We start from the raw sequence: 22,821 nt of genomic DNA on the forward strand, positions 1-22,821 counted from the left end.
GCCCGTGGCCCTGGATCCCCGCCTGCGCGGGGATGACGAGGAAAGGATAGCGGGGATGCCCCGGAGAATAGGAGTCCTCACCCTGGATTGGGGACTCATATCCTTCCTTCGTCACACCGGCCTTGCGCCGGGATGACGGAAGTAATCTCAGAGGCTTGGTCAGGATCCCGACCCCGGCTCACCACTCGCCCGCGATCTCGAAGAGGGCGGAAACGAGCCCGCACCTCCATCCATGGTCAAATCGGTCCGGATCGGGACTCGCCTTGGCCACGCATCGGAACTAGACCTCCGCCCCGTGCTCCAGATGACTTCGCTTCCCGCCTCCGCCCGTCCCCGCGCCCTTGCCCATTGGCTGTTCGCCGTCGCGGCGCTGATCGTGCTGATGGTGGTGATCGGCGGCATTACCCGGCTCACCGAATCCGGCCTGTCGATCACCGAGTGGAAGCCGCTGTCGGGCGCCGTCCCGCCGCTCACCGATGCGCAGTGGCAGGCCGAGTTCGCCCATTACCAGCAGATCGGCCAGTATCAGCAGCTCAACCGCGGCATGTCGCTGGCCGAGTTCAAGAACATCTTCTTCTGGGAATATCTCCACCGGCTGCTCGGGCGGGTGATCGGGCTCGCCTTCTTCCTGCCCCTGGTCTGGTTCGCCGTCCGCCGCGAGATTCCGAAGGGCTATGGCTGGCGGCTGACCGCGCTGCTCGCGCTGGGCGGGCTGCAGGGCGCGCTCGGCTGGTGGATGGTCCAGTCCGGGCTCAACAGGACCAGCACCGCGGTCGATCATTTCTGGCTCGCCGCGCACCTGCTCACCGCCCTGTTCACGCTGGGCGGCATCGTGTGGACCGCGCTCGACCTGCTGGCGCTGAACCGCAACCCGGCGGCGCGCCCCGCCCGGCTGACCGGCCTCGCCATCGCGGCGCTGCTCGTGCTGTTCGTCCAGCTCTTCTACGGCGCGCTGGTCGCGGGGCTCGATGCCGGGCTGGTGACCGATCAATGGCCGCTGATGAACGGCCATTTCTTCCCGGGCGTGACCCAGCAGGGCGCGAGCCTGGGCCATGTCCTCTTCTCCGATCCGGCGGTGGTGCATTTCATCCATCGCTGGTGGGCCTGGGTGACGGTGGCCGGGCTGATCCTGCTCGCGCGCAGGGTGCGCGCGGCCAGCCGCCGCGCCTCGATCGCGATCCACAGCGCCTTCGGCACCCAGATCCTGCTCGGCATCGCCACGGTGATGGCCGGGGTGCCGATCTGGCTCGCCGCGCTCCATCAGCTCACCGGCGCGCTGGTGGTGATCGCCGCCGTCTGGGGGGCGCACGTCGCCGGCAGCCGAGCCGGCGCTTGAGCGCGCTGACGCTCTTCTACGTGACCTTCGCCAACCGCGCGGATGCCGAGCGGGTGGCGGAAGCCGTGCTGGCCGAGCATCTCGCCGCCTGCGCCAACATCCTCGCCCCCTGCACCTCGCTCTATCTGTGGCACGGCGCGCTGGAGCGGGCGGAGGAAGTGCCGGTGCTGTTCAAGACCCGCCCGATGCTCGCCACCCGGCTGCACGCGCGGATCGCCGCGCTCCACCCCTATGAGCTGCCGGTGATCGAGAGCTGGACCGTGACGGCCGACGAGAAGGTAGGCGCCTGGGTGGAAGGCGAGACGCGCTGATGCTGCTCACCGCGATCGTCCTCCAGGCGAGCACGGCGGGCTTCGCCCCGCCACTGGATGCGCCGATCCGGGTGGTGACCGAGCGCCGCGAAGATGCCCGCATCTATCGCATGGAGCGCGATGTCCGCTTCACGCGCGAAGGCATGGGCTATCGCGCCGAAGTGGTGCTGCGCGCCGGCACGGGCGAAACCGCCGACAGCACCGGTGCCGCCTATGAAGCCGGGTTCGGCGCGCTCGCCGGCAGCACGCTCGTCTTCCATCTCGATCCGCGCGGCGCGATCGTCGCGATCGACGACATGCCGGCCCTGTGGGACCGCTTCTGCCGCCGCGTCGCCGAAGCCGCCGCTGCCCGGCGCACCCTGGCGCCAGCCGAGCGCGAGAAGCTCGCCGCACGCATCGCCGCTCCGCTCCGCGCGCTGCCGATCGAACGCCAGCGTGCGATGCTCGCCTCGCTCGTGGTGGCGCTGATCGCGGACGAGGCGATGACCCCCGGCAGCACGCCGGTCCGCCTGCCCGGCCAATCGGCCTATGGCGGCACGATACCGCTCGAGGGGCAGCGCACCGTCGCCGCGCTGCCGGGCGGCCTGTTCCGCAGCACCGTCCGCGCCGATGCCCCCGACGTGACGCTCGAACGGGTGACGGACATGGATCCCCGTACCGGGCTGATCACACGCAACCGCAAGACGCTGCGCATCCGGGCGGGCGGGCTGGAGAAGGTCAGCGTCACGCTGCTCACCGTGGATCCGGCCTCGGAATAGCCCAAGGTATCCAAATACCCGTCAGCAAACCCGCGCTTTTCTTGACTTTCTCCGCGCGAATCGTCAGAGGGCCATCAACCGCGCTGCCCGGAAGGGTGGCGCGCTTGCGTTTCATACTCGAAAGGTCTCGCCCATGAAGGCGCTGATGAAGACCACCAAGTCGGCCAAGCCGGCCGAGGTGGAGAAGAAGTGGCACATCGTCGATGCCGACGGCCTGATCGTCGGCCGCGCCGCCGTCGTGATCGCCAACGTCCTGCGCGGCAAGCACAAGACGAGCTTCACCCCGCACGTCGATTGCGGTGACAATGTCATCGTCATCAACGCGGACAAGATCAGGTTCACCGGCAAGAAGCTGGCGCAGAAGGTGTACTACAAGCACACCGGCTATGCGGGCGGCATCAAGGGGATCACCGCGGGCAAGGTGCTCGAGGGCCGTTTCCCGGAGCGCGTGCTCGAAAAGGCCGTGGAGCGCATGATCCCGCGCGGTCCGCTCGGCCGCCAGCAGATGCGCAACCTGCGCATCTATAACGGTGCCGAGCATCCGCACGAAGCGCAGAACCCGCAGGTCCTCGACATCGCCGGCATGAGCCGCAAGAACAAGGTGGGCGCATAATGTCCGACAACCGCCAGTCCCTTTCCGATCTCGGCGCCATCGCCGCCGGCGAGCAGGCCGTGGCCACCGAGGCCCAGGCTTCGTCCGACAACCGCGCCGAGGCGTATCTCGCCGGCCAGCTGGACGAGCCGTCGACCCCGGCCGTGCTGCGCCAGCAGGAGCTCGACAAGTTCGGCCGCGCCTATGCGACCGGCCGCCGCAAGGACGCCGTCGCCCGCGTGTGGCTGAAGCCGGGCACCGGCAAGATCACGATCAACGGCCGTGACCAGGAAGTCTATTTCGCGCGTCCGACGCTGCGTCTCGTCATCAACCAGGTGTTCGGCATCACCGAGCGCGAGGGCCAGTATGACGTGGTCTGCACCGTCAAGGGCGGTGGCCTTTCGGGCCAGGCCGGCGCGGTGAAGCATGGCATCAGCCAGGCGCTCACCAAGTATGAGCCGGCGCTGCGCACCCCGGTGAAGCGCGCGGGCTTCCTGACCCGCGACAGCCGCACGGTCGAGCGCAAGAAGTACGGTCGGGCCAAGGCTCGCCGCAGCTTCCAGTTCTCGAAGCGCTAAGCGGTTCTTCACGGAACAACGAAGGGGCGGTCCGGCGACGGGCCGCCCTTTTCGTATCTGGTCCAAGCCGCTAGTTTGGCGCCATGTCGCTCGATCACCCCGACACGATCCGTATCCTGGATTTTCTGGCCGAGATCGGGATCCCGGTTTCTCGGGGCGGGATCGCGGGCGACAGCTTCCTGCCCGGCATCGAGATTCGAAGCGGCGGGCTGGTGCTCGACCCCGCCCGCCCCTTCCATCCCGGCGACCTGCTCCACGAGGCCGGCCATGTCGCCGTCACCGATCCCGCCGATCGCCCGACGCTATGCGCGGTCCGCGACGATCCCGGCGAGGAGATGGCGGCCATCGCCTGGTCCTATGCCGCCGCCCGCGCGATCGGGATCGACACGCGCACGCTGTTCCATCCGGATGGCTATCTCGGCGGCGGCGAGGCGCTGGCGCTCGCTTTCGACAACGGCGCGGGCCCGGGGCCGCCGATGCTGCAATATTTCGGCATGGCCGCCGAACCGCATCAGGCCGCGACGCTCGGCCTCCCCGCCTATCCGCAAATGGCGCGCTGGCTGCGCTAGGCGCGCTCCAGCCAGCCGGCATAATGGACCACCTCGCCGAGCAGCGGCAGGGCCACCCCCACTTCGAAGCGGAAGCGCCCGTCCTCCTGCCATTCGCGCGCGGCGATCCGCGGGCCCAGCAGGCGCGGCATCGGCACGCCGAACGCGCTCCAGCGCCGCAACACCATCCGCAACCCGTCGCCATCCGAGGGCAGGTCGAAGGCGAAGCGCAGCGGGCCGAAGCGCTCGGCGACACCTTGCCCCGCCTGGCCGAGCTCGCTGGAAAAGGCGTGGCCGCCAAAGTCGCGGGTCCAGCGTTCCTTGCCGCCCCTGGCCGCGAAGGCGACGCGCAGCGGATAGCTGCCGCTCGGCGGAAACCCCATCACCCGCCCGACCAGCCAGGCCAGCCCGGCGCCCCGGCGCACCTCCCCTTCCCCGGTCGCCCCTGCATCGCCGTGCAGCGCGTGCATGGCGCGCACCTGCTCCGGCAACCCGGCGAAGCGCGCGCCCATCGCCCGGGAATAGAGCGGCTCGACCGGGCGCTCGCACACCGCGTGGCGGATGGCCAGCCCGGCGAAGAGCGGCTCGAACCGGTCGAGCGTCAGCAGCCGGCTGGCATCCCGCGCGCCCGGCGGCACGCGGCCGGCCAGAATGTCCTCGGCCAGCAGTTCCGCCGCCAGCGTGGGAATTTCGGGCCCGTCTCCCTTCTCCGCGATCAGCGTCCAGCGCCGGCGGACGCCCGTCCCGACCAGAGTCACCGACATGGCCGATCGGTCGCCCCCCGCCCAGCCAGTGATCCGCTGGAGCTTGTGCAGCCAGGGTGCCGCGCCGCGCAGCGTGCCGCACCAGCCCCAGCGGACCGGCCAGCTCAGCAGCCACAGGGCGAGCATCTGGAAGCCGAGCTCGGTGCCGGCGCGGAAAGTCGTGGCGGGGCGGCCGGGCAGCAGATCGGGCGACAGCGAGAGGTCGGGCACTTCGGCCAGCGCGATCCAGCGGCGTAGCGGCGCGCCGCCGCCTTCAATGGCAAAATGCTCGCGGCGCAGCTCCTGCCAGCCCGTAGCCCGCGTCCAGCGCTGGCCGCGCCAGACGCGCACCGGCCTGCCGACATAGGAAAGGATCGCCGCCGCCACCGCGGGCCCCGCCACCGCCCGGTTCGAGGCGCTGATCGCGATGTCGACGCGCTCGACCCGGGCCAGCCCCTCCGCCAGCGCGCGCGCCACCGCGCCCGAGAGCGCCGGCACGCTCGAGGCTCCGCTGACGACCGGCACCTTCACCTCGGCGCCCTTGTTCAGCGCCGCGATCCCGGTCACGAAATCGCGCGAATCCGCCAAGTCGAGATAGGGGATGCGCATCGCGATGCACGCTTCGGGCACGGTATAGCCGCTGCCCTGGAAAGGGCCGGCGGCATCGATCACCAGTTCGGGCCGCTCGCGCGCCAGCACCATGCCGATGCCGCTGGTCCGGTCCGCGACCACCGGCTCGGCGCCCTCCAGCCCCGCGCAAAAGGCCGCCGCCCGGTCGAAGCGCCGGCCTGCCACCAGCACCCGGTGCCCGGCACGGAGCAGCCGCCGGCTCAGCCGCGCGCCGAACCCGCCATAGCCGCCGATGACGAGGATGCGGCTCATCCCCGCGTCCCCGTACCCAATCGCGGATCGACGCCGCGCACCGCTCGGACCGACAGTCCCGCACTTGCACCGCAGGCAGCACAGAAGAGCAAAATCCTTGCGGTATCCTGCCAATCCCTGACCGATACGCGCGGCCCGGCGAGCAGTATCGAGAGCAGGGCCGCCGGGGCGAGGCCCACCACGAGCCCCAGCCCCCCGGCGTTCCACCAGCGCATCGGCATCCGCCTCGACATCGCGAACCAGGCAGGCCAGCCCAGAAAGAAAAGGTGCAGGAACGCAATCACGCACCCGATCCCGAACCCCAACGCCATGCCCGACCAGTTCCAGTAGCCCACGGCCATCGCAAGAATGACCGTGCCCAGCATCGCGGGGGCGAGAATTGCCGCCAGAGCCGCGAGCAGAACGCGCAGATCCTCCTTCATTCCGCCGGATCCGCGAACACGCAGAGCTGGTGGACCAGCTCGCCAAGCCAAGGATGCACCAGGTCGAGGCTGAACAGGAACCGTCCGCCGCCAATGTCCATATGCCCCACCGTCAACTGCCCCGGCATCGCCCAGCCGGGCAGCCGCAGGCGCAGCCCGCCCAGCTTCAGGAAATAATGGTCGCCGACGAACAGCAATGCCCCGCCCGCCTCCTCGAGCCGGAGCGCGATCCCCACGCCAAGCCCCAGATATTCCTCGATTCCCGTCGGCCCGGCAAAGCGCTTGGCGCTGTGGATAACCTGTGGAAAACCCTGTGCACGGCCATATTGCCGCGTCCAATATTGCCCCTGGCCATCGGCATCGGCCGTCACGCTCACGCTCGCCGACACCCCCAGGTCCGCGCCGAGCGGCAGCGGCGCGCCGATCAGCCGCGCGGCCTGCGCCAGCACCCATCCCGCCCGGCTGATCCGGCATTCGGCGACTTCGCCGAGATAGGAGACACAGGCCCCCGCCTCGATCTTGCGCAGGAAACGGCGGCGCGTCGCGGGCGGCAGGAACAGCCAGCGCTCGCCGAGCAGCCGGGCGAAGGGGCTCTCGGCATCGTCGCGGCATGGCGCCGGCCTGCGGCGCCAGCCGGCATAGCGGGCCAGCGAACCCGGCACATAGCCATGGGCCGCAGCTCCGATCGGCATTCCCATCGCCACCCTTTCCGCGGCCACCCGGTCGCTATTCGGACTTGCTCTTCGGCAGAAACGCCAGGACCCGCTTGCCCAGCCGGATCAGCATCATCAGCCGCCCCGGCGGCACGCTCATCATCTGCTGGTACCAATCGTCGATCGTGACGACGAAATCCTGCATCGCCTCGATGCGTCCGCGCGCGACGGCGGAGATACGGCCGTCGCGCCTGGCTTCCTCGGTGCACACGCGCAGCGCCGCCACCGCCGGATCGATCTCACGCTCCTTGCGGCCCTGGGCGATGCGGGTCAGCATCTGCATGAGGTCGACCTCGGCCTCATAATGGTCGCGCCGGTCGCCCATCACGGGCACCCGGCGGATCAGCTTCCAGCCGAGCAGCTCCTTCAGGCTGTTCGACGTGTTGCTCCGCGCGATGCGCAGCGTGTCGCTGATCTCCTCCGCATTGAGCGGGCGATCGGAGAGATAGAGCAGCGCGTGGATCTGCGCGACCGAGCGGTTGACGCCCCATTGCCCGCCCATCTCGCCCCAGTGCAGCACGAACTGCTGCACCGCGATCGGCAACTGAACAGCATTGTCCGTAGTTTCTGTCATAACAGAAATATGAGACACGATTGCCGGGGAGTCAACCGCCTTCGCATCGGGCGTTCCATCCCGCATTCGGCTCGCTTCGTCGCCGGCCGCGCCATTACGAGAGCGCAACCATCGGCCAAGCCAGCGGCATTGCGCCCGTTGCAATCGCACTGAACCCCGCCTTAGGTATTTCTGCAGGTTGTTGGGAATCCGCCGGCAAACTATGCAGACCCGTGCAGGCTGCGGCTTCTCGCGGCGGGCGGGGGAAATTGGTGTTCCGGCAAAGAAAACCGGCCGTGCTTGGCGCGGCGCTTGGCTTGCTCGCGCTCGCGGGTTGCGATTCGGGCGGAGGAGGCGGGGCCTCGGGCGGCGGTGGCGGCGGCGTGGTCGCGGCACCCGCGCCGACGCCCGCGCCCGCCGTCTTCACCGAGGGGGATGCCGCGCGCCTCGCCAAGCAGGCAAGCTTCGGCCCCACCCCCGATCTGGTCGCGCGGATCAGGCAGCTCGGCGCCACTGCCTGGGTCGACGAGCAACTCGCCGCATCCAGCAGTTCCTATGCCGATCTCGCCACCGAAGTGCGTCGCGATTTTTGCGCGAGCAACGACACGGTCTGCTCGCGCGCCCATTTCAGCCGCACGCCGGTGGCGATGCGCTTCTACGCCAACGCCGTCGCCGGCTCCGACCAGCTGCGCCAGCGCACCGCCTTCGCGCTCGGCCAGATGATCGTCGCCTCCGAAGCCGAGGTGAATTCGACGGCGGGCATCGCCGCGTTCAACCAGATCTTCCTCGCCAACGCCTTCGGCAATTACCGCGACATCCTCCAGCAGGTGACGATGAGCGGCTATATGGGCGACTATCTCGACATGGCCGACAGCAACAAGTCGGGCCCGTCGGAGAATTACGCCCGCGAGCTGCTCCAGCTGTTCTCGATGGGGCCGGACCAGCTGAACATGGACGGCAGCCTGAAGCGCGACGGCAGCGGCGCGGCCGTTCCCAATTACGCCACCGACGACATCAAGGGCGTCGCCAGGGCGCTGACCGGCTGGACCTATGCCCGGGTCGGCGGCGCCGCGATCACCGACGGCAATGCCCGCGACTATGCCAAGCCGATGATCCAGGTCGCGACGCGCTACGATACGACGGAGAAGAAGTTCCTCGGCGTCACCGTCGCCGCGGGTGCCACGCAGGAAGCCAGTGTCGCGGCGGTGGTCGATGCCGCGTTCAACAACGCCTCCACCGCGCCCTTCGTCGCGCGCCACATGATCGTCCACCTCGTCACCGCCAATCCGAGCCCGGCCTATATCGGCCGCGTGGCGGCGGTGTTCGCCGACAATGGCAAGGGCGTGCGCGGCGACATGAAGGCGGTGGTCCGCGCCGTCCTGCTCGACGGCGCGGCGCGCGCAGCCCCCACCGGCACCAGCGGCAAGCTCAAGGAACCGGTGCTGCTGATGACCGCGCTCGCCCGCGCGATCGGCTTCGCGACCGACGGCTATGTCTTCACGACCCGCGACAGCAATCTCGGCCAGCCGGTGTTCCGCGCGCCCTCGGTGTTCAACTTCTATCCGGACGATTTCCCGCTGCCCGGATCCACCGTGCTGAAGAGCCCGGCCTCGAAGCTGCTCAACACCTCCAACGTGCTGCGCTGGCACAATTTCGTCTATGACTGGACCGTCTCGGGCGATGCCAGTCGCAGCGAATATGCGCTCGATTCCGGCTTGCCCATGTCCTCGCTCACCCAGCCGCTATGGGCGAGCTGGGAAGCCTATGGCACCGATCTCGACGCGATGGTCTCCCGCATCGACCTGACCCTGTTCGCCAATACGCTGAACCAGGCGCAGAAGGACGCGCTCAAGGCCGCCGCCACGCCGATCACCAATGCCGATGCGAATGTCCAGGCGCGCCGCCGCGCCCAGATGATGCTCTACGTCGCGGCCACGAGCCCGATGTTCCTGGTCGACCGCTGAGGAGCCGGACCGATGACGATTTCCCGACGCGACTTCCTCAAGGTCACCGCCGGCACCGGCGCGCTCGCCGCGATCGGCCAGCTCGGCCGCACCACCGCCATCGCCGCGCCGAGCGGCAGCTATCGCGCGATGGTGGGCGTGTTCCTGTTCGGCGGCAATGACGGCTGGAACATGGTGATCCCCACCGATGCCCGGCATGCCCAGTATCTGGCCTCACGCGGCACCGTGGGCATCAAGGCGAGCCAGCTCACCGCGCTGACCGGCGCGCCCTATGCGCTCCATCCGGCGATGGCGGCGCTGCGCCCGCTCTGGGACGAAGGCAGCCTGGCGCTCGTCCTCAATGCCGGCACGCTCTATGCGCCGCTCACCAAGGCGACCTATCAGTCGCGCGCCGATCTGCGCCCGATGAACCTGCTCAGCCATTCGGACGAGCAGGCGCACTGGCAGGGCCTGCGCGCCCGCGACTTCGCCACCGACGGCTTCATGGGGCGGCTGACCGACCGGATGGGCACGGGCGCGGTCCCGTCGATGATCTCGATCGCCGGCTCGAACCTGGCCGTGATCGGCAAGACCAGCTCGGCGCTGGTGCTGCCGTCCACCGGCACGCTCACCCGCTCGGGCTATTCGAGCATGAGCAACGCGGCGAACAACGCCAAGAACGCCGCGCTCGCCAGCTTCTCCTCCGCCACCGGCCTGGGCGACGTCGCGGAGGCGAGCGCGCGCGACATCAATGCCAGCTATGACCAGGCGACCACCGCCAACACGATCATCTCGGCGAACAGCGCGCTCGACGGCTATTTCGTCAATCCCGCGACCGGCGCCGCGCTCACCAGCGACGTCGCGCGCCAGCTGATGCGCGTCGCCCGGATGATCGATGCGCGCGGCAGCCTGGGCCATGGCCGCCAGACCTTCTTCGTCAGCCAGGGCGGGTACGACAATCATTCGGGCCAGACCAATGGCGGCAACAACGACACCGGCACCCATGCGGGCCTGCTCGGCGACCTCGCCATGGCGCTGGCCGGCTTCCACCGCGCGATGCAGGCGATCGGCATGGCCGAGAACGTCACCAGCTTCACGATGAGCGACTTCGGCCGCACCTATCGCGGCAATGCCCAGAACGGCACCGATCATGCCTGGGGCAGCAATCACCTGGTGGTGGGCGGCAATGTCGCGCCCGGCGGCATCTTCGGCGCCTATCCGGACCCGGTGCTCGGCGGCGCGACAGATGTGAGCAGCGAGGGCCGCTTCGTGCCCGGCGTGGCGCAGGAGGAATATATCGGCGCGATCGCCCGCTGGCACGGCGTCGCCGATGCCGACCTGCCCTATGTCTTCCCCAACTGGTCGACCTGGAGCACGGGCGGGCGCGGGCCGCTGGGCCTGTTCCGAACTTAGGTTGTCCCGCGCTTAACTGCGTATCGGGATTGCGCTATCGTTCCGCTCCGGTAATGGGGCGCGCCTTTCGGGGAGGCGGACGATGGCCAATCTCTATCGCGTTACACCGTTCATGCATGTGCCGGACTTCGAGAAGGCCGTCTGGTTCTTCACCGAGGTGCTGGGCTTCACGCTCTATTTCCGCACGTCCAACTATGCCTATGTCCAGCGCGAGCAGGCGGGGTTCCGCCTGCTGGAGAATGTCGGCGACGATGGCGCTCCGCCGGGCAATCGCCGCTTCTGCTATTATGTCGACGTGGAGGATGTGGAGGCGATCGCCGCGGAGCTGAAGCCCAAGGCATCCCTGCTCAACGATGGCGACATCCATGGGCCGGTCGACCAGATCTATGGTCAGCGCGAGCTGATGGTGGTGGCGCCGGACGGCAATCTGCTGGTGTTCGGGCAGGACATCTCGAAACGGTGATCAGAGGGGAACGCTCCCCTCCCCCATGAACCGCGCCCGGGTGGAGAAGCCCGTGCCCGCCACGCTGATCTCGTTGAACGAAGGCGGCCGCGCCCGCACGCGCTCGGACAGGGTGCCCGCCCCGATCAGCCGCACCGTGCGCTCGCCGATCCGCCGCTCGATGTCGAACGGGTCATGGACATGGCCGGTGAGCACGGCGTCCACCCCGGCCTGGGCCAGCGCGCCCAGGGCTTCCGGCCCCCGATGCGTCTCCGAAGTCATCCGGGTGCCGCCCTCCACCAGCGGATGGTGGCAGGCGACGAACACCAGGCCGCCCGGCGGCACCGCTTCGACCAGCGCCAGCGATGCCCGCAACGCCCGGGTGCTGACATAGCCCTTCGCCCAGTTGAGCCGCCATTGGAAGCGCGCGGTGGTCTTGAGCGGCACCACCGCCACGCCCTTCATGTCGAGCGGCCGCTCGATCATCCGTTCGAGCGCGTGGTAGCGTTTATAGGGCGTGACGAAGCGCGCCCAGAGGTTGAACCAGGGGAGGTCGTGATTGCCCACCTCCACTGTAACCGGCCGGCCAAGGCCCTTGAGCCACTGCGCCGCGGCCGAGAATTCCCTTGCCCGCGCCTGCATGGTCAGGTCGCCGGTCACGATCACCGCGTCGGGCTGCTCCTCGCGGACCCGCGCGGCGAACCAGTCGACCGCGGCGCGATCCTCGCGCCCGAAATGGACGTCGCTGACGTGGAAGAGCCGCGTCATCCCAGCCCTGCGCGCGTCGCGATGAAGGCCTTGCGGCTCATCCCCGCCGTGATCGGGGTTCCCGGTGCGAGCGACACCGGCTCGCCGTCGAACAGCGCCAGCACCGGCTTCTTCCCGCGGGCGGCAAGCTCGCGGGTAAGGCTCTCGCTCACCGCATGCGCCGCGACCCAGTCGCCCGTGAGCCATTCCCAGCCCAGCTGCACGATCGCGCTCCAGTCGCGCGCATCCACCGCCGCCACGTGCAGCTCGCCCCGCTCGGGCCGGACGAACACCGCCTGATAGCGGCCCGCAAGCGCCGACACGCCCGAGACGCGAATTCCGCTGCCGCCAAAGGTACGGCTCCACGCGACGTTCGCGGCCTGGAACAGCCGCCTGAGCGCGCCCTTGCGCACTGCCTCGCGCGCGCGGAACCAGGCGGTGGCCGGCCCCATGATCAGCCCAACGAACGCGCGATTCCCGGCCGCCTGGATATAGGGCAAGGCGATGCGCGTCGTCTCGTCATGCGCGGCCTGGATGATCGCCTGGGGATCGAGCGTGCTGTGCAGCGACTTGGCGAGCAGGTTCATGGTCCCGCCCGGCAGGATCAGGAAGCTGCCCTCCCAGGTCCGCAGCGCCGAGAGCGCGGCGTTGATCGTCCCGTCGCCCGCGAACAGCACCACCGTGTCGACCCTGTCCCGGTCGAGCTCCGCGCCGTCGGGCATCGCCTCGGCGGGAAACGCGGTGCGGCCGACAAGCGTCAGCCCGCGCTCCGCGAACACGGCTTCGAGCGCATCGCACTTGGCCTTGGTGGTCGATCCCGAGCCGGGGTTGGTAATGAACCAGAGTCTTTCCATCAGGATCGTAACGCTCGGGATATGATTTGGCTCACTCGGGTCTCAATAACGATAGAGCCGCACCTTCTGGATGCCGAACTGCCCGGGCGGCAGGCGGACGTGCCGGCCCTGATGCGTCTCGTCGCCGTTGAGCTTCCGGCCGGCCACCCATTTCCCGTCGACGAACCTGCCTTCCTCGACGAAATCCAGGCCGGTGCGCGGCCCGAAGGTCACCGTGATCCCGCTGCCCGCGACCAGATAGTCCTCGCCACCCAGCCAGAGCAGGATCCCGCCATGCTCGCCCGGCTCCTGCTTGTCCTTCGGCGTCCAGGGATCGACGAAGCCGATGGTCAGCGCATAGCCGCCCAGCGTCGCCGCCTGCGGCGCACTGTCGACCACGCCCTCGAAGCTGACCGGCGGCGCGAACCCCGCACGCGCCTGGGCGGCGAACAGCGCCGGGGTCAGCTGCTCGAGCATCGCGTAGAAACCGCCCAGCCGGTCCCGGTCGGCGATGTTCTCGATCGCGAAGGGGCTGAAGCCGATCGCGCCGTGCTTGCCGATCACGCGCATCGCATTGGCCGGCGCGCGCGGGTCGCCCGCCTGATTGGCCTCGGGCACGAACAAGGGGTTGCCCGGCACGGCATAGCCGTCGGCGATGCCGGCGAAGTTCGGGAAGTAGATGTCGGGCGAGAGCATGTCGATCGCGGGCGCGGCTTCCTTCCATGTCCGCATCAGGTGCGCGAGCGGCCCGCCGCTCGGATAGTCGCCCGGCAGCTTGCCCGGCCGCCCCTGCGCGCCGTTGACGAACATCGGCAGCCGATATTCGCGCTTGCCCGCCTCGGCCACGGCATTGGCCCAGCGCGCATAATGATGGGCGGTGAACGCCTCCTCGCCGCCCCGCCACTTCGCGAAGGCGGCATCCGCCAGCGGGCCGTGCTCGCGCGCGGTCGGCAGGAAGCCGATCTCATTCTCCACCTGCACCATCAGCACCGTGTGCCGGTCGCCGTCGATCGCCTTCAGATGCTTCATCAACGCGGCAAAGGCCCGCGCATCAGCATCGCGCGTCGCCGCGCCGAACACCGAGAGGATATCCTGCGGCTGCCCGTCCTTGCCGGTCGAGCGCGGAAAGCGCTTGCCGTCACGCTTCACCCAGGCGGGCACATAGGTCGACATGCTGTTCTTCCAGGTGCCGAACCAGAGCAGCACCAGCCGCATGTCATGGGCCCTGGCATCCTCGATCAGCCAGTCGAGGCCGGCGAAGTCGAACCTGCCCTCCTCCGGCTCGATCGCCTCCCAGGTCACCGGCGCCAGCACCGTGTTGAGATGCAGCGCCTTGAGCCGCGGCCAGTGCGGCGCCAGCCAGGCGCGATCGGTGGCCGAGGAATTGCCCAGCTCGCCTCCGCGGATCAGGAACGGCTTCCCGTCGACGATCAGCCGCCCGCCTTCCAGATGCGGCACCTGGGCGAATGCGGGGGCGGCGAGGAAAAGGGCGAGCGCGGAGAGCCAGCGGAGCATGGCTTGCACAATAGTCTGATTTAATCGCGCGTGGGAACCACGCATGGCGCATCGCCCGCGATTCGCGGCAACTGTTTCGGAATCAAGGGGAAGTTGGAGCGGGTAGCGGGAATCGAACCCGCGCTAGAAGCTTGGGAAGCTCCTGTGATACCATTTCACCATACCCGCTCGGGCCCGCCGAAATCCCCGCTTTTGCCGATTCTGTCAAGCCGCTCCGCTCAGTGCCGGAGCTTCAGGTGGTGCGGCGGCGGCCGGCGCCTGCGGAACAACAGCTTCAGGCACACCCAGAGCAGCAACCACTCCCATAGCGAGGGCACGCGATCGGCACGCATCATTTCGGCTCCCAAGGTTCGAGGAACGCGGGCGGCACCGCCTCGGTAAGCCACACCCCGTTGCTGGTAAGGAAGAAATCCCGGCCGGTTTCGGCAAGCGCCGCCGCGCGCACGGCCAGGAGCACCGGCGCCCCGCGCCGCTGCCCCACGCGCGTCGCAGTATCGCGATCGCCCGAGAGGTGGACGTGATGGCGCCGCATCGGCTTCAGTCCCTCCGCCAGGATCGCCGGCAGGAAACGCGCGACCGTGCCATGCCACAACAGGGCCGGCGGCGCGGTGCGCGGCCAGTCGAGCGCCACCGCCACCGAATGCCCCTGCCGCGCCCGGATCCGCGCCGCGTCGCCGGAAAGCTCGAAGCGCTGCTTGTCGCTTTCCTCCACAAGCCGGAGTAGCTCGTCCCAGCCGCAGGCGACGCCCGCCCGGGCGAGCCCCGCCAGCACCGCGTCCACCTCGGTCCAGCCCTGAGCATCGAGCACCAGCCCGCCCGCCCCCGGGTCGTGCCGCAGCCAGAGCGACAGCATCTTCGATTTGCGAATGTCGCCCATCACTCGATCTCCACCGGCCGCTCCGGCCACTGCTCCACGGCAACCCTGTCGATCTGGCGCTCGATGCCGCGCGTCAGCGTCGACGGCACCGTCACGTTGAAGGCCCGCTCGAGCAGCCCTTCCACCGCCCAGCGCACGCAATAGTCCGCCGCGACACCGATCACCGTCACTTCCTCTATCCCGGCCCGAGCGAGATCGCCGAAGAACCGGTTGCGTGACCGGAGCCGGTCGCCGTCGATCGGCGCGACCCCGATCCCCTCCTCGGCCCACATGTCGAACACGCCCTTTTCCAGCCGCCAGGTCGGGATCGCCGGATCGACCGCACCTGGATCGACCACCAGCTGCCAGCCCGGCGTGCCTTTCACGCAATGCGGCGGGAACTGCTTCGCCTCTTCGGACGCCGCGTAGATTTCGGGCACATGCGTATCGAAGGTGAACAGAACACCCTCGGTCTTCTCCGGCCGCAGCCCGGCCAGCCAGTCCCGCATCGGCGCGACGATATCCCCGGCACCCGGCACCGGCAGCGCGCCGTCCGCCGCCACGAAATCCCGCTGCATGTCCACCACGATCACAAAATTTTTCATCACCCGTCTCCGGTTCCGTATTTGACATATATCTTATTCGCACATAAGTAAAGCGCAAGATGGATATAAGGTGATGCGAATGGGCGAAGCCGCCTTTCTCGAAAGCTATGATCCGGCGGCGTTCGAGCGCCCGTCGGTGGCGGTCGACCTGATCCTGATGAGCGTGGTCGACGGCGCTCCCGCCGTGCTGCTCACTCGCCGCGACCAGCATCCGTTCCAGAACTGCTGGGCGCTGCCCGGCGGGTTCGTCGGCATCGGCGAGAGCCTGGACGCGGCCGCGCGCCGCATCCTCGCCGAAAAGGCGCACATGGCCGATGCCTGGGTCGAGCAACTCTACACCTTCGGCGCGGTCGACCGTGATCCCCGCATGCGGATCATCAGCGTCGCCTATTTCGCGCTGATCCCGGCCACCGCCTTCGCCGCCGCGCTCAAGGCCGCGCCCGAGCTGGCGCTCGCCGAGCTGACCGTGCCTTGGCAGGGCGAGGCCGGCGGCCCGGTCGAGGTCCGGCCCGCCGAGGGAGCGCCGCTCGCTCTCGCCTTCGACCATGGCGAGATGCTCGGCGTCGCGATGCTGCGGCTGCGCGGCAAGCTCGACTATTCCGGCATCGCCTTCGCCCTGCTGCCCGAGCGCTTCACGCTGCGCGCGCTCCAGGACGTGTACGAGGCAATCCTCGACACTCGCCTCAACAAGCCCGCCTTCCGCCGCCGCATGCTCGATCGCGGCTGGCTGGAGCCGACCGGCGAGCGCGAGACCGGCGCTTCGTTCCGCCCCGCCGAACTCTATCGGTACCGTAACCCGAACCAGGGAGAGCAATGATGGCCTATATCCGCAATTTCCCCTTCGCCGCGCAGCTTCGCGCCGATGCGAGCAACCATGTCCTGCGCTATCGCAAGGGCCGGGTGCGCCAGAGCGGGCGCGGGCTGGTCTTCTGGTTCCGGCCGGAGACCGCGAGCATCGCCGAGCTGCCGATGGACGACCGTGAGATGGCGATCTTCGTCAAGGGTCGCAGCCAGGATTTCCAGACCGTCGCGGTCCAGGGCACGCTAACCTGGCGCGTCGCGGATCCCGAGCTGCTTGCCAGCCGTGTCGATTTCAGCATCGGCCTGCGCTCGGGCGTCTGGCTCGCGGAGCCGATCCAGCGGATCGAAACGCGCCTCGCCGGGCTCGTCAACCAGGCGGTGCTGCAATATCTCGCCCAGGCGCCGGTGCGCACCTTGCTCGATGCCGGGCCCGAGCCGCTCCGGCTTGCGCTGGAGACCGCGCTGGGCCGCGACCCCGCGCTTGCCGAGATCGGCCTTGCCGTCGCCGCGATCCGGTTGACCAACCTCGCCCCCTCCGCCGAACTCGAACGCGCACTGCAGACGCCAACCTTCGAGGCGCTCCAGCAAAAGGCCGACGAAGCGACCTTCGAGCGCCGCGCCCTGGCGGTCGAGAAGGAGCGCGCGATTGCCGAGAACGAGCTGGCCAACCGCACCGAGCTCGCCCGGCGCGAGAAGCAGCTGATCGCCGAGGAGGCGGAGAATGCCCGTACCCGCGCCACGGGTGCCGCCGAAGCCCAGCAGGTCGAGGCGGCCGCCGAAGCCGAACGCATCCGCACGGTCGAAGGCGCGAAGGCGGAGGCTGAGCAGGCGCACATCGCCGTCTATCGCGATTTGCCGCCCGCGGTGCTGCTCGGGCTCGCCGCGCGCGAGCTGGCCGGCAAGCTCGATACGATCGAGCATGTCAACGTTACGCCCGACCTGCTCGCCAGCCTGGTCGGCGAGTTCCGGCGCGACCATGCCGCCCCGGCGGCACTGCCGGCGGCCTGAGAGGCGGCATCATGCCCACCAACAGCCCCCGCGCCGTGTTCGTCACCCGCGAGAGCGACTATGCCGGCCTGCTCGCCCGTCATGCCACGCGCGAGCAGGCCCGCTTCTTCCTCGAAACGCGCGGCCAGAAGATCGAGACGCTCGAGGAACGCGATCGCCAACTCCACGACGCGCTCAAGCAGGCACGCACCCGGGTGCCCGACGACTGGCGCCAGGCGCATGTCCAGCGCGGCGATCTCGATCGCTTCCTGTTCGGCCCAGAGGACGTGATCGTCCCGGTCGGCCAGGACGGGCTGGTCGCCAACGTCGCGAAGTACCTCACCGGCCAGCCGGTGCTCGGCATCAATCCCGCGCCCGATCTCTATGACGGCGTGCTGGTCCGGGTGCCGCTCCGCCATCTCGCCGAGCTGCTGCGCGCCAGCGTCGCCGGTTCCGCCCCGGTCGAGCCGCGCACGATGGTCGAGGCCGCGCTCGACACCGGCGAGCGGTTGCTCGCGCTCAACGAAGTGTTTGTCGGCCATCGCAGCCACCAGTCGGCGCGCTACAGCATCGCCGACGGCACCGCGCACGAGGATCACAGCTCGAGCGGGCTGATCGTCGCCTCGGGCACCGGCGCCACCGGCTGGGCCCGCTCGATCATGGAGGCGACCGGCAACCGCCTGCCGCTCACCCCCGAAGAGCGGGCGGTCGCCTGGTTCGTCCGCGAGCCTTTCCCCAGCATCGCCACCGGCACGGCGATGCGCGCCGGCAAGCTCGCCCGGGCCCCGCTCCAGGTCACCTCCCGCATGAACGACGGAGGGGTGATCTTCGCCGACGGCATGGAGCAGGACTTTCTGGCGTTCGACTGGGGTCGTCGCGTATCGCTGGGCCCGGCGGCCCACGCCCTGCATCTCGTAACCGGCTGAATCCGGAGGAAGCCTTGCCCGTCACCGATATCGCCACCCGCGTCTACAATCATGGCTGGCGGCTCGATCCGATCGTCCGCAGCCTGCTCGACACCGATTTCTACAAGCTGCTGATGCTGCAGATGATCCGCCATCTGCACCCGGACGTGCAGGCGACCTTCTCGCTGATCAACCGCACGAAGCGCGTCCGCCTGGCCGAAGTGATCGACGAGGCCGAGCTGCGCGCCCAGCTCGATCATGCCCGCACCGTGCGCTTCTCGAAGAAGGAGCTCATCTGGCTGGCGGGCAACAGCTTCTACGGCAAGCAGCGCATGTTCGCGCCCGACTTCATCGCCTGGCTCGCCGATTTCGAGCTGCCCGAATATGACCTGCACCGGGTCGATGGCCAGTTCGAGCTGCACTTCGCCGGCCCCTGGACCCACACGATGATGTGGGAGATCCCCGCGCTGGCCATCGTCAACGAGCTCCGCTCGCGCACCGCGCTGAAGGGCAAGGGCCGGTTCGAGCTCGACGTGCTCTATGCCCGCGCCAAGGCGAAGATGTGGGAAAAGGTCGAGCGCCTGCGCCAGCTTCCCGACCTGGTGATCTCGGACTTCGGCACGCGGCGCCGCCATGGCTTTCTGTGGCAGCGCTGGTGCGTGGAGGCGCTGAAGGAAGGCCTGGGCAGCCGCTTCATCGGCAGCTCGAACGTGCTGCTCGCGATGGACAACGACCTGGAGGCGATCGGCACCAATGCGCACGAGCTGCCGATGGTCCTCGCCGCGCTCGCGGAGACCGACGAGGAAGTCGCCGCCGCGCCCTATCGGGTGCTGGAGGAATGGCGCGCCCATTATGACGGCAACCTGCTCGTCGCCCTGCCCGATGCCTTCGGCACCACCGCCTTCCTGCGCGACGCGCCGGACTGGGTTGCCGACTGGACCGGCTTCCGCCCCGATTCGATGCCGCCGATCGAAGGCGGCGAGCAGATCATCGCCTGGTGGCAGGCGCGCGGCCGCGATCCGCGCACCAAGCTGCTGATCTTCTCCGACGGCATGGACGTCGACAGCATCGAGGCGACCTATCGCCACTTCCACGGCCGGGTGCGGATGAGCTTCGGCTGGGGCACCAACCTGACCAACGACTTCCGCGGCTGCGATCCGGCGGGCGGCCACGAGCTCGAGCCGATCTCGCTCGTCGCCAAGGTGACCAGCGCGAACGGCCGCCCGGCGGTCAAGCTCTCCGACAATCCCTCAAAGGCCACCGGCGATCCGGCCGAGATCGCCCGCTATCTGCGCATCTTCGGCGGCGAAGGCCGGACGGCGCAGGACGTGGCGGTCTAGGAAGCGGCAGGCATCCGCACGGCTGGGCGGGCGACCAGCCAGAGGCCGGCCAGGACCATGGGCAGGCTCAGCGTCTGCCCCATGGTCAGCCCCCACCAGAGATGCTCGAGCCCGGCATCGGGCTGGCGCAGGAACTCCAGCAGGAAGCGGGCGGACCCGTACAGCACCAGCCCCGCGCCGACCAGGCGGCCAGGGACGAGCCGGGCATCGGTCCGCCAGAACAGCCAGGCCAGCACCAGCATCGTCACGCCGCCCTCCAGCGCCGCCTCGTAGAGCTGGCTCGGATGGCGCGGGATGCCGTCTCCCGTGCCGGGAAACACCATCGCCCAGGGCAGACTGCTCGGCCGGCCCCATAGTTCCCCATTCACGAAATTGGCGATCCGGACCAGGATCAGCCCGAACGGCGTGGTACAGGCGACATAGTCGCACACAAGCAGCATCGACAGGCCCTGCCGCCTGGTGAACAGCCACAGCGCCGCGATCACGCCGACGAAGCCGCCATGGAACGACATGCCGCCTTCCCATAATTTGAGCACGTCGAGCGGATGCGCCCAGATCTCCGGCCGATAGATCAGGCAATAGCCGAGCCGGCCGCCCAGGATCACGCCGGCGAAGATGTAATAGACGAGATCGTCGACCTGCCGCCGGTCGAGCGGCGCGCCGGGCTGGCGGATCAGGCGGAGCATGTACCACCAGCCGAGCAGCATCGCCGCGAGATAGCTGAGCGCGTACCAGCGCAGCTGGAAGAAGCCGAGGTCCAGCGCGACGGGCGAAAGGCCGAGCCGGTCGAAATGAATCGCCGCCGCGGCACCGGCAAATGCAAGCATCGAAATCCCCCTTCGCGTCATGATTCCCTAGTCGAGCCCGGACGACCGGACAATCGCGCCGGGCCGCCCTGATCGGATCCGTCAGAACCCGATCGGAGACGCTGCGCCGGGCCGGCCCGCCGCTTCCGCCCGCAGCCGCGCGACGATGTCCGCCGCGCCGCTGGCCGGCCGGTGCCGGAGCTGCCGCGCCACCACCGCGAAGTCGCCGGGCGTCAGCCCGTCGAGCCCCGCCGGCGCGTCCATCCCGAAGAAGCGCGCGAATGCCCGCGCCGACCGTTCCCGCCCCAGCGGCCGCAACGCCAGCTTGAACACGAACCGCCGCAACGTCGCCGGATCGAGCTTCCCCGGACGGTTGGTCGCAGCGACCACCGGCAGCGGATGCCGGTCGAGCCACGTGAGCAGCTCGTTGACCTGCCCCACTTCCCAGCTCGCCTGCGCCGTCGTCCGGTCGAAGAGCAGCGAATCCGCCTCGTCGAACAGCAGCACCCCGCCCCGCCGCCGCGCCTCGGCAAAGGCGTCGGCGATGTTCGCTTCGGTCTCGCCGACCCATTTGGACAGCAGGTCCGAAGCGCGCTTCACCACCAGCGGCCGGTCGAGCCGCCGCGCCAGGTGCCAGGCGAGCGCCGTCTTGCCCGTGCCCGGCGGCCCGGTGAGCAGCAGCGAGACATCGGCCGCGCCCGCCGCCGCGATGCCCTCAATCACTTCCGCCACGGGCGGATCGCTTTCGTAGAGCGCCACGTCGAGCAGGCCCGGCCCAGGCTGCGGCAGTTCGCCGCCCCGCAGCGCCTTGACCAGCGCCTCGGCCGAGCGCACCCCGCCATCCGCCTCGCCCGCCAGCCTTCCGGCCCGCGTCGCCACGCGCAGCACCGTCGCCGCCTCGGGCGCGGCGTCGAGCAGGCGGGCGAAGCCGTGCCCCGGGGTAACGCCCTCGTCCGCCGCCACGCGCGCCAGCATCCGCTGCCCGGCGCCGCGCGAAGGCAGGCCCAGCTTCAGCACATGGCTCATCCGCCGCAGGATCGCGCCGTCGACATTGCCGATCGCGTTGGTCGTCCAGATCACCGGCACCTTGTTGGTCTCCAGCATCCGGTTGACGAACACCTTGCTGCCCGTGCGCTTCTGGAACCAGTCGCCGTCGCTCGGGCTGGCCTCGCCGATCAGGTCCTCCATCTCGTCGAACAGCAGCGCGGCACCACGCCGCCCGCCGAGCACGCGCTGGGAGAGCTGCATCGCCGCGATGCGCTCCCAGCGCCTGGGCTCGGCGCCGTCCTCGTCCGCCTCGGCCACCGCGTGCAGCCGCGCGCCCGCCGCGGCGGCGAGAGTCCGCGCGAACTCGGTCTTGCCGGTGCCGGGCGGCCCGTGGATCAGCAGGTTGATCCCCGCCGCCTGCTCGGCCAACGCACCGCGGAGCAGCCGGACCAGATAGTCCGCCTCCTCCACCGCGAAGTCGTCGAGCCCGAGCCGCGCGACCTGGCACGGGCCGGCCAGCGCCTCGAGCAGCGGCCGGCCCGGCCGCGGCGCCGCGTCGAGCACCCGCTCGAGCGACCAGCTCAGGCTGATCTCGTCCCGGCCCTGATAGTCATGGCCGAAGCTCGCCAGCCCGAGCCGCACCGCCGCCGAGCGCCGCGCCAGCCGCCCGGCATCGACCGGCTCGGCCCCGGCAAGCGTGCCGAGCAGCCCCGGCAGGTCGATGCTCACGCCGCAAAGCACCTCGACCAGCCCATAGACGCGCGGCAGCCGCCGGGCCGCGATCATCAACTCGAGCAGCCCATGGTCGAGCGGCCCGAAACCGAGCAGCAACGCCAACTCGTCGGCGATCTGGAGCACCTGCGGGCGCACCTCGCCGAGCGGCCGCCAGCGCAGCGTCGCCGCGTGCAGCGCCTCCCAGCCGATATCCTCGCCCCCCACGGCCGAGCCGGTGAGCCAGTCGACATGCGGCAGCGCCCATTCGTGCACCGCCTTGGCGAGCGGTGCCGTGGCCGGCAGGTTCCGGCCGATCCGGCGGAGCATCCGCCGGACGATCTGATGTTCGTGCATAAATTCCCGTGCTCGCCCCAGGCGCAGGCGCGCGTCTTCACGACGCGCGGCATCGGCCGGCGCGGTTCTCTGACTGGTTTATCGAGACGGATGCTGCGGGCGCCGCTCGGCTCCCACAGCGCTCAGGCGAGCACTAT

At 69.4% G+C, this 22,821-nt stretch carries 24 protein-coding genes and 1 tRNA gene; 13 read left to right on the plus strand and 12 right to left on the minus strand.

Translation table 11 applies throughout. From position 1 onward, the window contains the following. Window positions 1-304 precede the first annotated feature (304 nt). From OMP43_RS06630 to OMP43_RS06655, 6 genes are all read left to right on the plus strand, one after another. Window positions 305-1,336 carry a COX15/CtaA family protein gene (locus tag OMP43_RS06630; RefSeq protein WP_280278938.1) on the plus strand — a complete coding sequence of 344 codons (1,032 nt, stop codon included), beginning with the start codon at window positions 305-307 and terminating at the stop codon, window positions 1,334-1,336. Continuing rightward, a complete protein-coding gene (cutA, locus tag OMP43_RS06635; protein ID WP_280278939.1) occupies window positions 1,333-1,647 on the plus strand; it encodes a divalent-cation tolerance protein CutA in 315 nt (104 codons plus the stop codon). Before OMP43_RS06630 ends, cutA begins: the two co-directional genes overlap by 4 nt. Continuing rightward, window positions 1,647-2,405 carry a hypothetical protein gene (locus OMP43_RS06640; protein WP_280278940.1) on the plus strand — a complete coding sequence of 253 codons (759 nt, stop codon included), beginning with the start codon at window positions 1,647-1,649 and terminating at the stop codon, window positions 2,403-2,405. Before cutA ends, OMP43_RS06640 begins: the two co-directional genes overlap by 1 nt. Window positions 2,406-2,538: 133 nt before the next feature. Continuing rightward, a complete protein-coding gene (gene rplM, locus OMP43_RS06645) occupies window positions 2,539-3,018 on the plus strand; it encodes a 50S ribosomal protein L13 (protein ID WP_280278941.1) in 480 nt (159 codons plus the stop codon). Further along, window positions 3,018-3,575 carry a 30S ribosomal protein S9 gene (gene rpsI, locus OMP43_RS06650; protein WP_280278942.1) on the plus strand — a complete coding sequence of 186 codons (558 nt, stop codon included), beginning with the start codon at window positions 3,018-3,020 and terminating at the stop codon, window positions 3,573-3,575. The genes rplM and rpsI overlap by 1 nt, the downstream gene beginning before the upstream one ends. Window positions 3,576-3,658: 83 nt before the next feature. Continuing rightward, window positions 3,659-4,144, plus strand: coding sequence for a hypothetical protein (locus tag OMP43_RS06655; RefSeq protein WP_280278943.1), 486 nt, complete (start codon window positions 3,659-3,661; stop codon window positions 4,142-4,144). Here OMP43_RS06655 and OMP43_RS06660 read toward each other — a convergent pair. From OMP43_RS06660 to OMP43_RS06675, 4 genes are read right to left on the minus strand one after another with little or no spacing between them, the layout of a single operon-like run. Beyond that, the gene (locus OMP43_RS06660) at window positions 4,141-5,748 is read right to left on the minus strand and encodes an SDR family oxidoreductase (RefSeq protein WP_280278944.1); all 1,608 of its coding nucleotides are present in this window, start codon (window positions 5,746-5,748) and stop codon (window positions 4,141-4,143) included. The two genes, OMP43_RS06655 and OMP43_RS06660, sit on opposite strands and share 4 nt — an antisense overlap. After that, window positions 5,745-6,170 carry a hypothetical protein gene (locus OMP43_RS06665; RefSeq protein WP_280278945.1) on the minus strand — a complete coding sequence of 142 codons (426 nt, stop codon included), beginning with the start codon at window positions 6,168-6,170 and terminating at the stop codon, window positions 5,745-5,747. Before OMP43_RS06665 ends, OMP43_RS06660 begins: the two co-directional genes overlap by 4 nt. Further along, complete coding sequence (locus OMP43_RS06670) at window positions 6,167-6,862, minus strand: DUF4166 domain-containing protein (protein WP_280278946.1); 696 nt, start codon at window positions 6,860-6,862, stop codon at window positions 6,167-6,169. Before OMP43_RS06670 ends, OMP43_RS06665 begins: the two co-directional genes overlap by 4 nt. Window positions 6,863-6,896: 34 nt before the next feature. Further along, the gene (locus OMP43_RS06675; protein ID WP_280278947.1) at window positions 6,897-7,457 is read right to left on the minus strand and encodes a MarR family transcriptional regulator; all 561 of its coding nucleotides are present in this window, start codon (window positions 7,455-7,457) and stop codon (window positions 6,897-6,899) included. A gap of 296 nt (window positions 7,458-7,753) precedes the next feature. On the opposite strand from OMP43_RS06675, the gene OMP43_RS06680 reads away from it, so the two are divergent. The 3 genes from OMP43_RS06680 (at window position 7,754) to OMP43_RS06690 (ending at window position 11,255) form a co-directional block, all read left to right on the plus strand. After that, the gene (locus tag OMP43_RS06680) at window positions 7,754-9,400 is read left to right on the plus strand and encodes a DUF1800 family protein (RefSeq protein WP_280278948.1); all 1,647 of its coding nucleotides are present in this window, start codon (window positions 7,754-7,756) and stop codon (window positions 9,398-9,400) included. A gap of 12 nt (window positions 9,401-9,412) precedes the next feature. Further along, a complete protein-coding gene (locus tag OMP43_RS06685; RefSeq protein WP_280278949.1) occupies window positions 9,413-10,792 on the plus strand; it encodes a DUF1501 domain-containing protein in 1,380 nt (459 codons plus the stop codon). 82 nt (window positions 10,793-10,874) lie between these two features. Then, window positions 10,875-11,255 (plus strand): VOC family protein, encoded by a 381-nt coding sequence (locus OMP43_RS06690; RefSeq protein ID WP_280278950.1) that lies wholly within the window; start codon window positions 10,875-10,877, stop codon window positions 11,253-11,255. Here the strand turns inward: OMP43_RS06690 and OMP43_RS06695 are convergent, their stop codons facing one another. The 6 genes from OMP43_RS06695 to OMP43_RS06720 all read right to left on the minus strand — a co-directional run bounded on the left by OMP43_RS06695 (window position 11,256) and on the right by OMP43_RS06720 (window position 15,790). After that, window positions 11,256-12,002, minus strand: a complete 747-nt coding sequence (locus OMP43_RS06695) for a metallophosphoesterase (protein WP_280278951.1) — start codon at window positions 12,000-12,002, stop codon at window positions 11,256-11,258. Continuing rightward, entirely contained in the window at window positions 11,999-12,835 is an 837-nt protein-coding gene (locus OMP43_RS06700) for a diacylglycerol kinase family protein (RefSeq protein ID WP_280278952.1), read from the minus strand. The genes OMP43_RS06695 and OMP43_RS06700 overlap by 4 nt, the downstream gene beginning before the upstream one ends. Window positions 12,836-12,877: 42 nt before the next feature. Then, the gene (locus tag OMP43_RS06705) at window positions 12,878-14,329 is read right to left on the minus strand and encodes a DUF5597 domain-containing protein (RefSeq protein ID WP_280278953.1); all 1,452 of its coding nucleotides are present in this window, start codon (window positions 14,327-14,329) and stop codon (window positions 12,878-12,880) included. Between the two features lie 94 nt (window positions 14,330-14,423). Next, a tRNA-Gly gene (locus tag OMP43_RS06710) sits at window positions 14,424-14,497 on the minus strand. 163 nt (window positions 14,498-14,660) lie between these two features. Next, the gene (locus OMP43_RS06715; protein WP_280278954.1) at window positions 14,661-15,206 is read right to left on the minus strand and encodes an RNA 2'-phosphotransferase; all 546 of its coding nucleotides are present in this window, start codon (window positions 15,204-15,206) and stop codon (window positions 14,661-14,663) included. Beyond that, window positions 15,206-15,790, minus strand: coding sequence for an isochorismatase family cysteine hydrolase (locus OMP43_RS06720; RefSeq protein WP_280278955.1), 585 nt, complete (start codon window positions 15,788-15,790; stop codon window positions 15,206-15,208). The genes OMP43_RS06715 and OMP43_RS06720 overlap by 1 nt, the downstream gene beginning before the upstream one ends. Window positions 15,791-15,863: 73 nt before the next feature. Here OMP43_RS06720 and OMP43_RS06725 point away from each other — a divergent pair, with 73 nt between their 5' ends. The 4 genes from OMP43_RS06725 to pncB are packed head-to-tail and all read left to right on the plus strand — an operon-like array spanning window position 15,864 to window position 19,823. After that, window positions 15,864-16,607: an NUDIX domain-containing protein gene (locus OMP43_RS06725; RefSeq protein ID WP_280278956.1), complete on the plus strand. Its 744-nt coding sequence runs from the start codon at window positions 15,864-15,866 to the stop codon at window positions 16,605-16,607. After that, window positions 16,607-17,599 carry an SPFH domain-containing protein gene (locus tag OMP43_RS06730; RefSeq protein ID WP_280278957.1) on the plus strand — a complete coding sequence of 331 codons (993 nt, stop codon included), beginning with the start codon at window positions 16,607-16,609 and terminating at the stop codon, window positions 17,597-17,599. The genes OMP43_RS06725 and OMP43_RS06730 overlap by 1 nt, the downstream gene beginning before the upstream one ends. 11 nt (window positions 17,600-17,610) lie before the next feature. Beyond that, window positions 17,611-18,504: a hypothetical protein gene (locus tag OMP43_RS06735; protein WP_280278958.1), complete on the plus strand. Its 894-nt coding sequence runs from the start codon at window positions 17,611-17,613 to the stop codon at window positions 18,502-18,504. Window positions 18,505-18,518: 14 nt separating this feature from the next. Next, on the plus strand, window positions 18,519-19,823 hold the full coding sequence (pncB, locus tag OMP43_RS06740; RefSeq protein ID WP_280278959.1) for a nicotinate phosphoribosyltransferase: 1,305 nt from the start codon (window positions 18,519-18,521) through the stop codon (window positions 19,821-19,823). Here the strand turns inward: pncB and lgt are convergent. Both lgt and OMP43_RS06750 read right to left on the minus strand, forming a co-directional pair. Beyond that, the gene (lgt, locus tag OMP43_RS06745) at window positions 19,820-20,650 is read right to left on the minus strand and encodes a prolipoprotein diacylglyceryl transferase (RefSeq protein ID WP_280278960.1); all 831 of its coding nucleotides are present in this window, start codon (window positions 20,648-20,650) and stop codon (window positions 19,820-19,822) included. The genes pncB and lgt overlap by 4 nt on opposite strands. An 81-nt stretch (window positions 20,651-20,731) precedes the next feature. Then, on the minus strand, window positions 20,732-22,684 hold the full coding sequence (locus OMP43_RS06750; RefSeq protein WP_280278961.1) for an AAA family ATPase: 1,953 nt from the start codon (window positions 22,682-22,684) through the stop codon (window positions 20,732-20,734). Window positions 22,685-22,821 lie beyond the last annotated feature (137 nt).

The organism is Sphingomonas sp. CBMAI 2297, from assembly GCF_029870595.1.
Taxonomy (GTDB): Bacteria; Pseudomonadota; Alphaproteobacteria; order Sphingomonadales; family Sphingomonadaceae; genus Sphingomonas.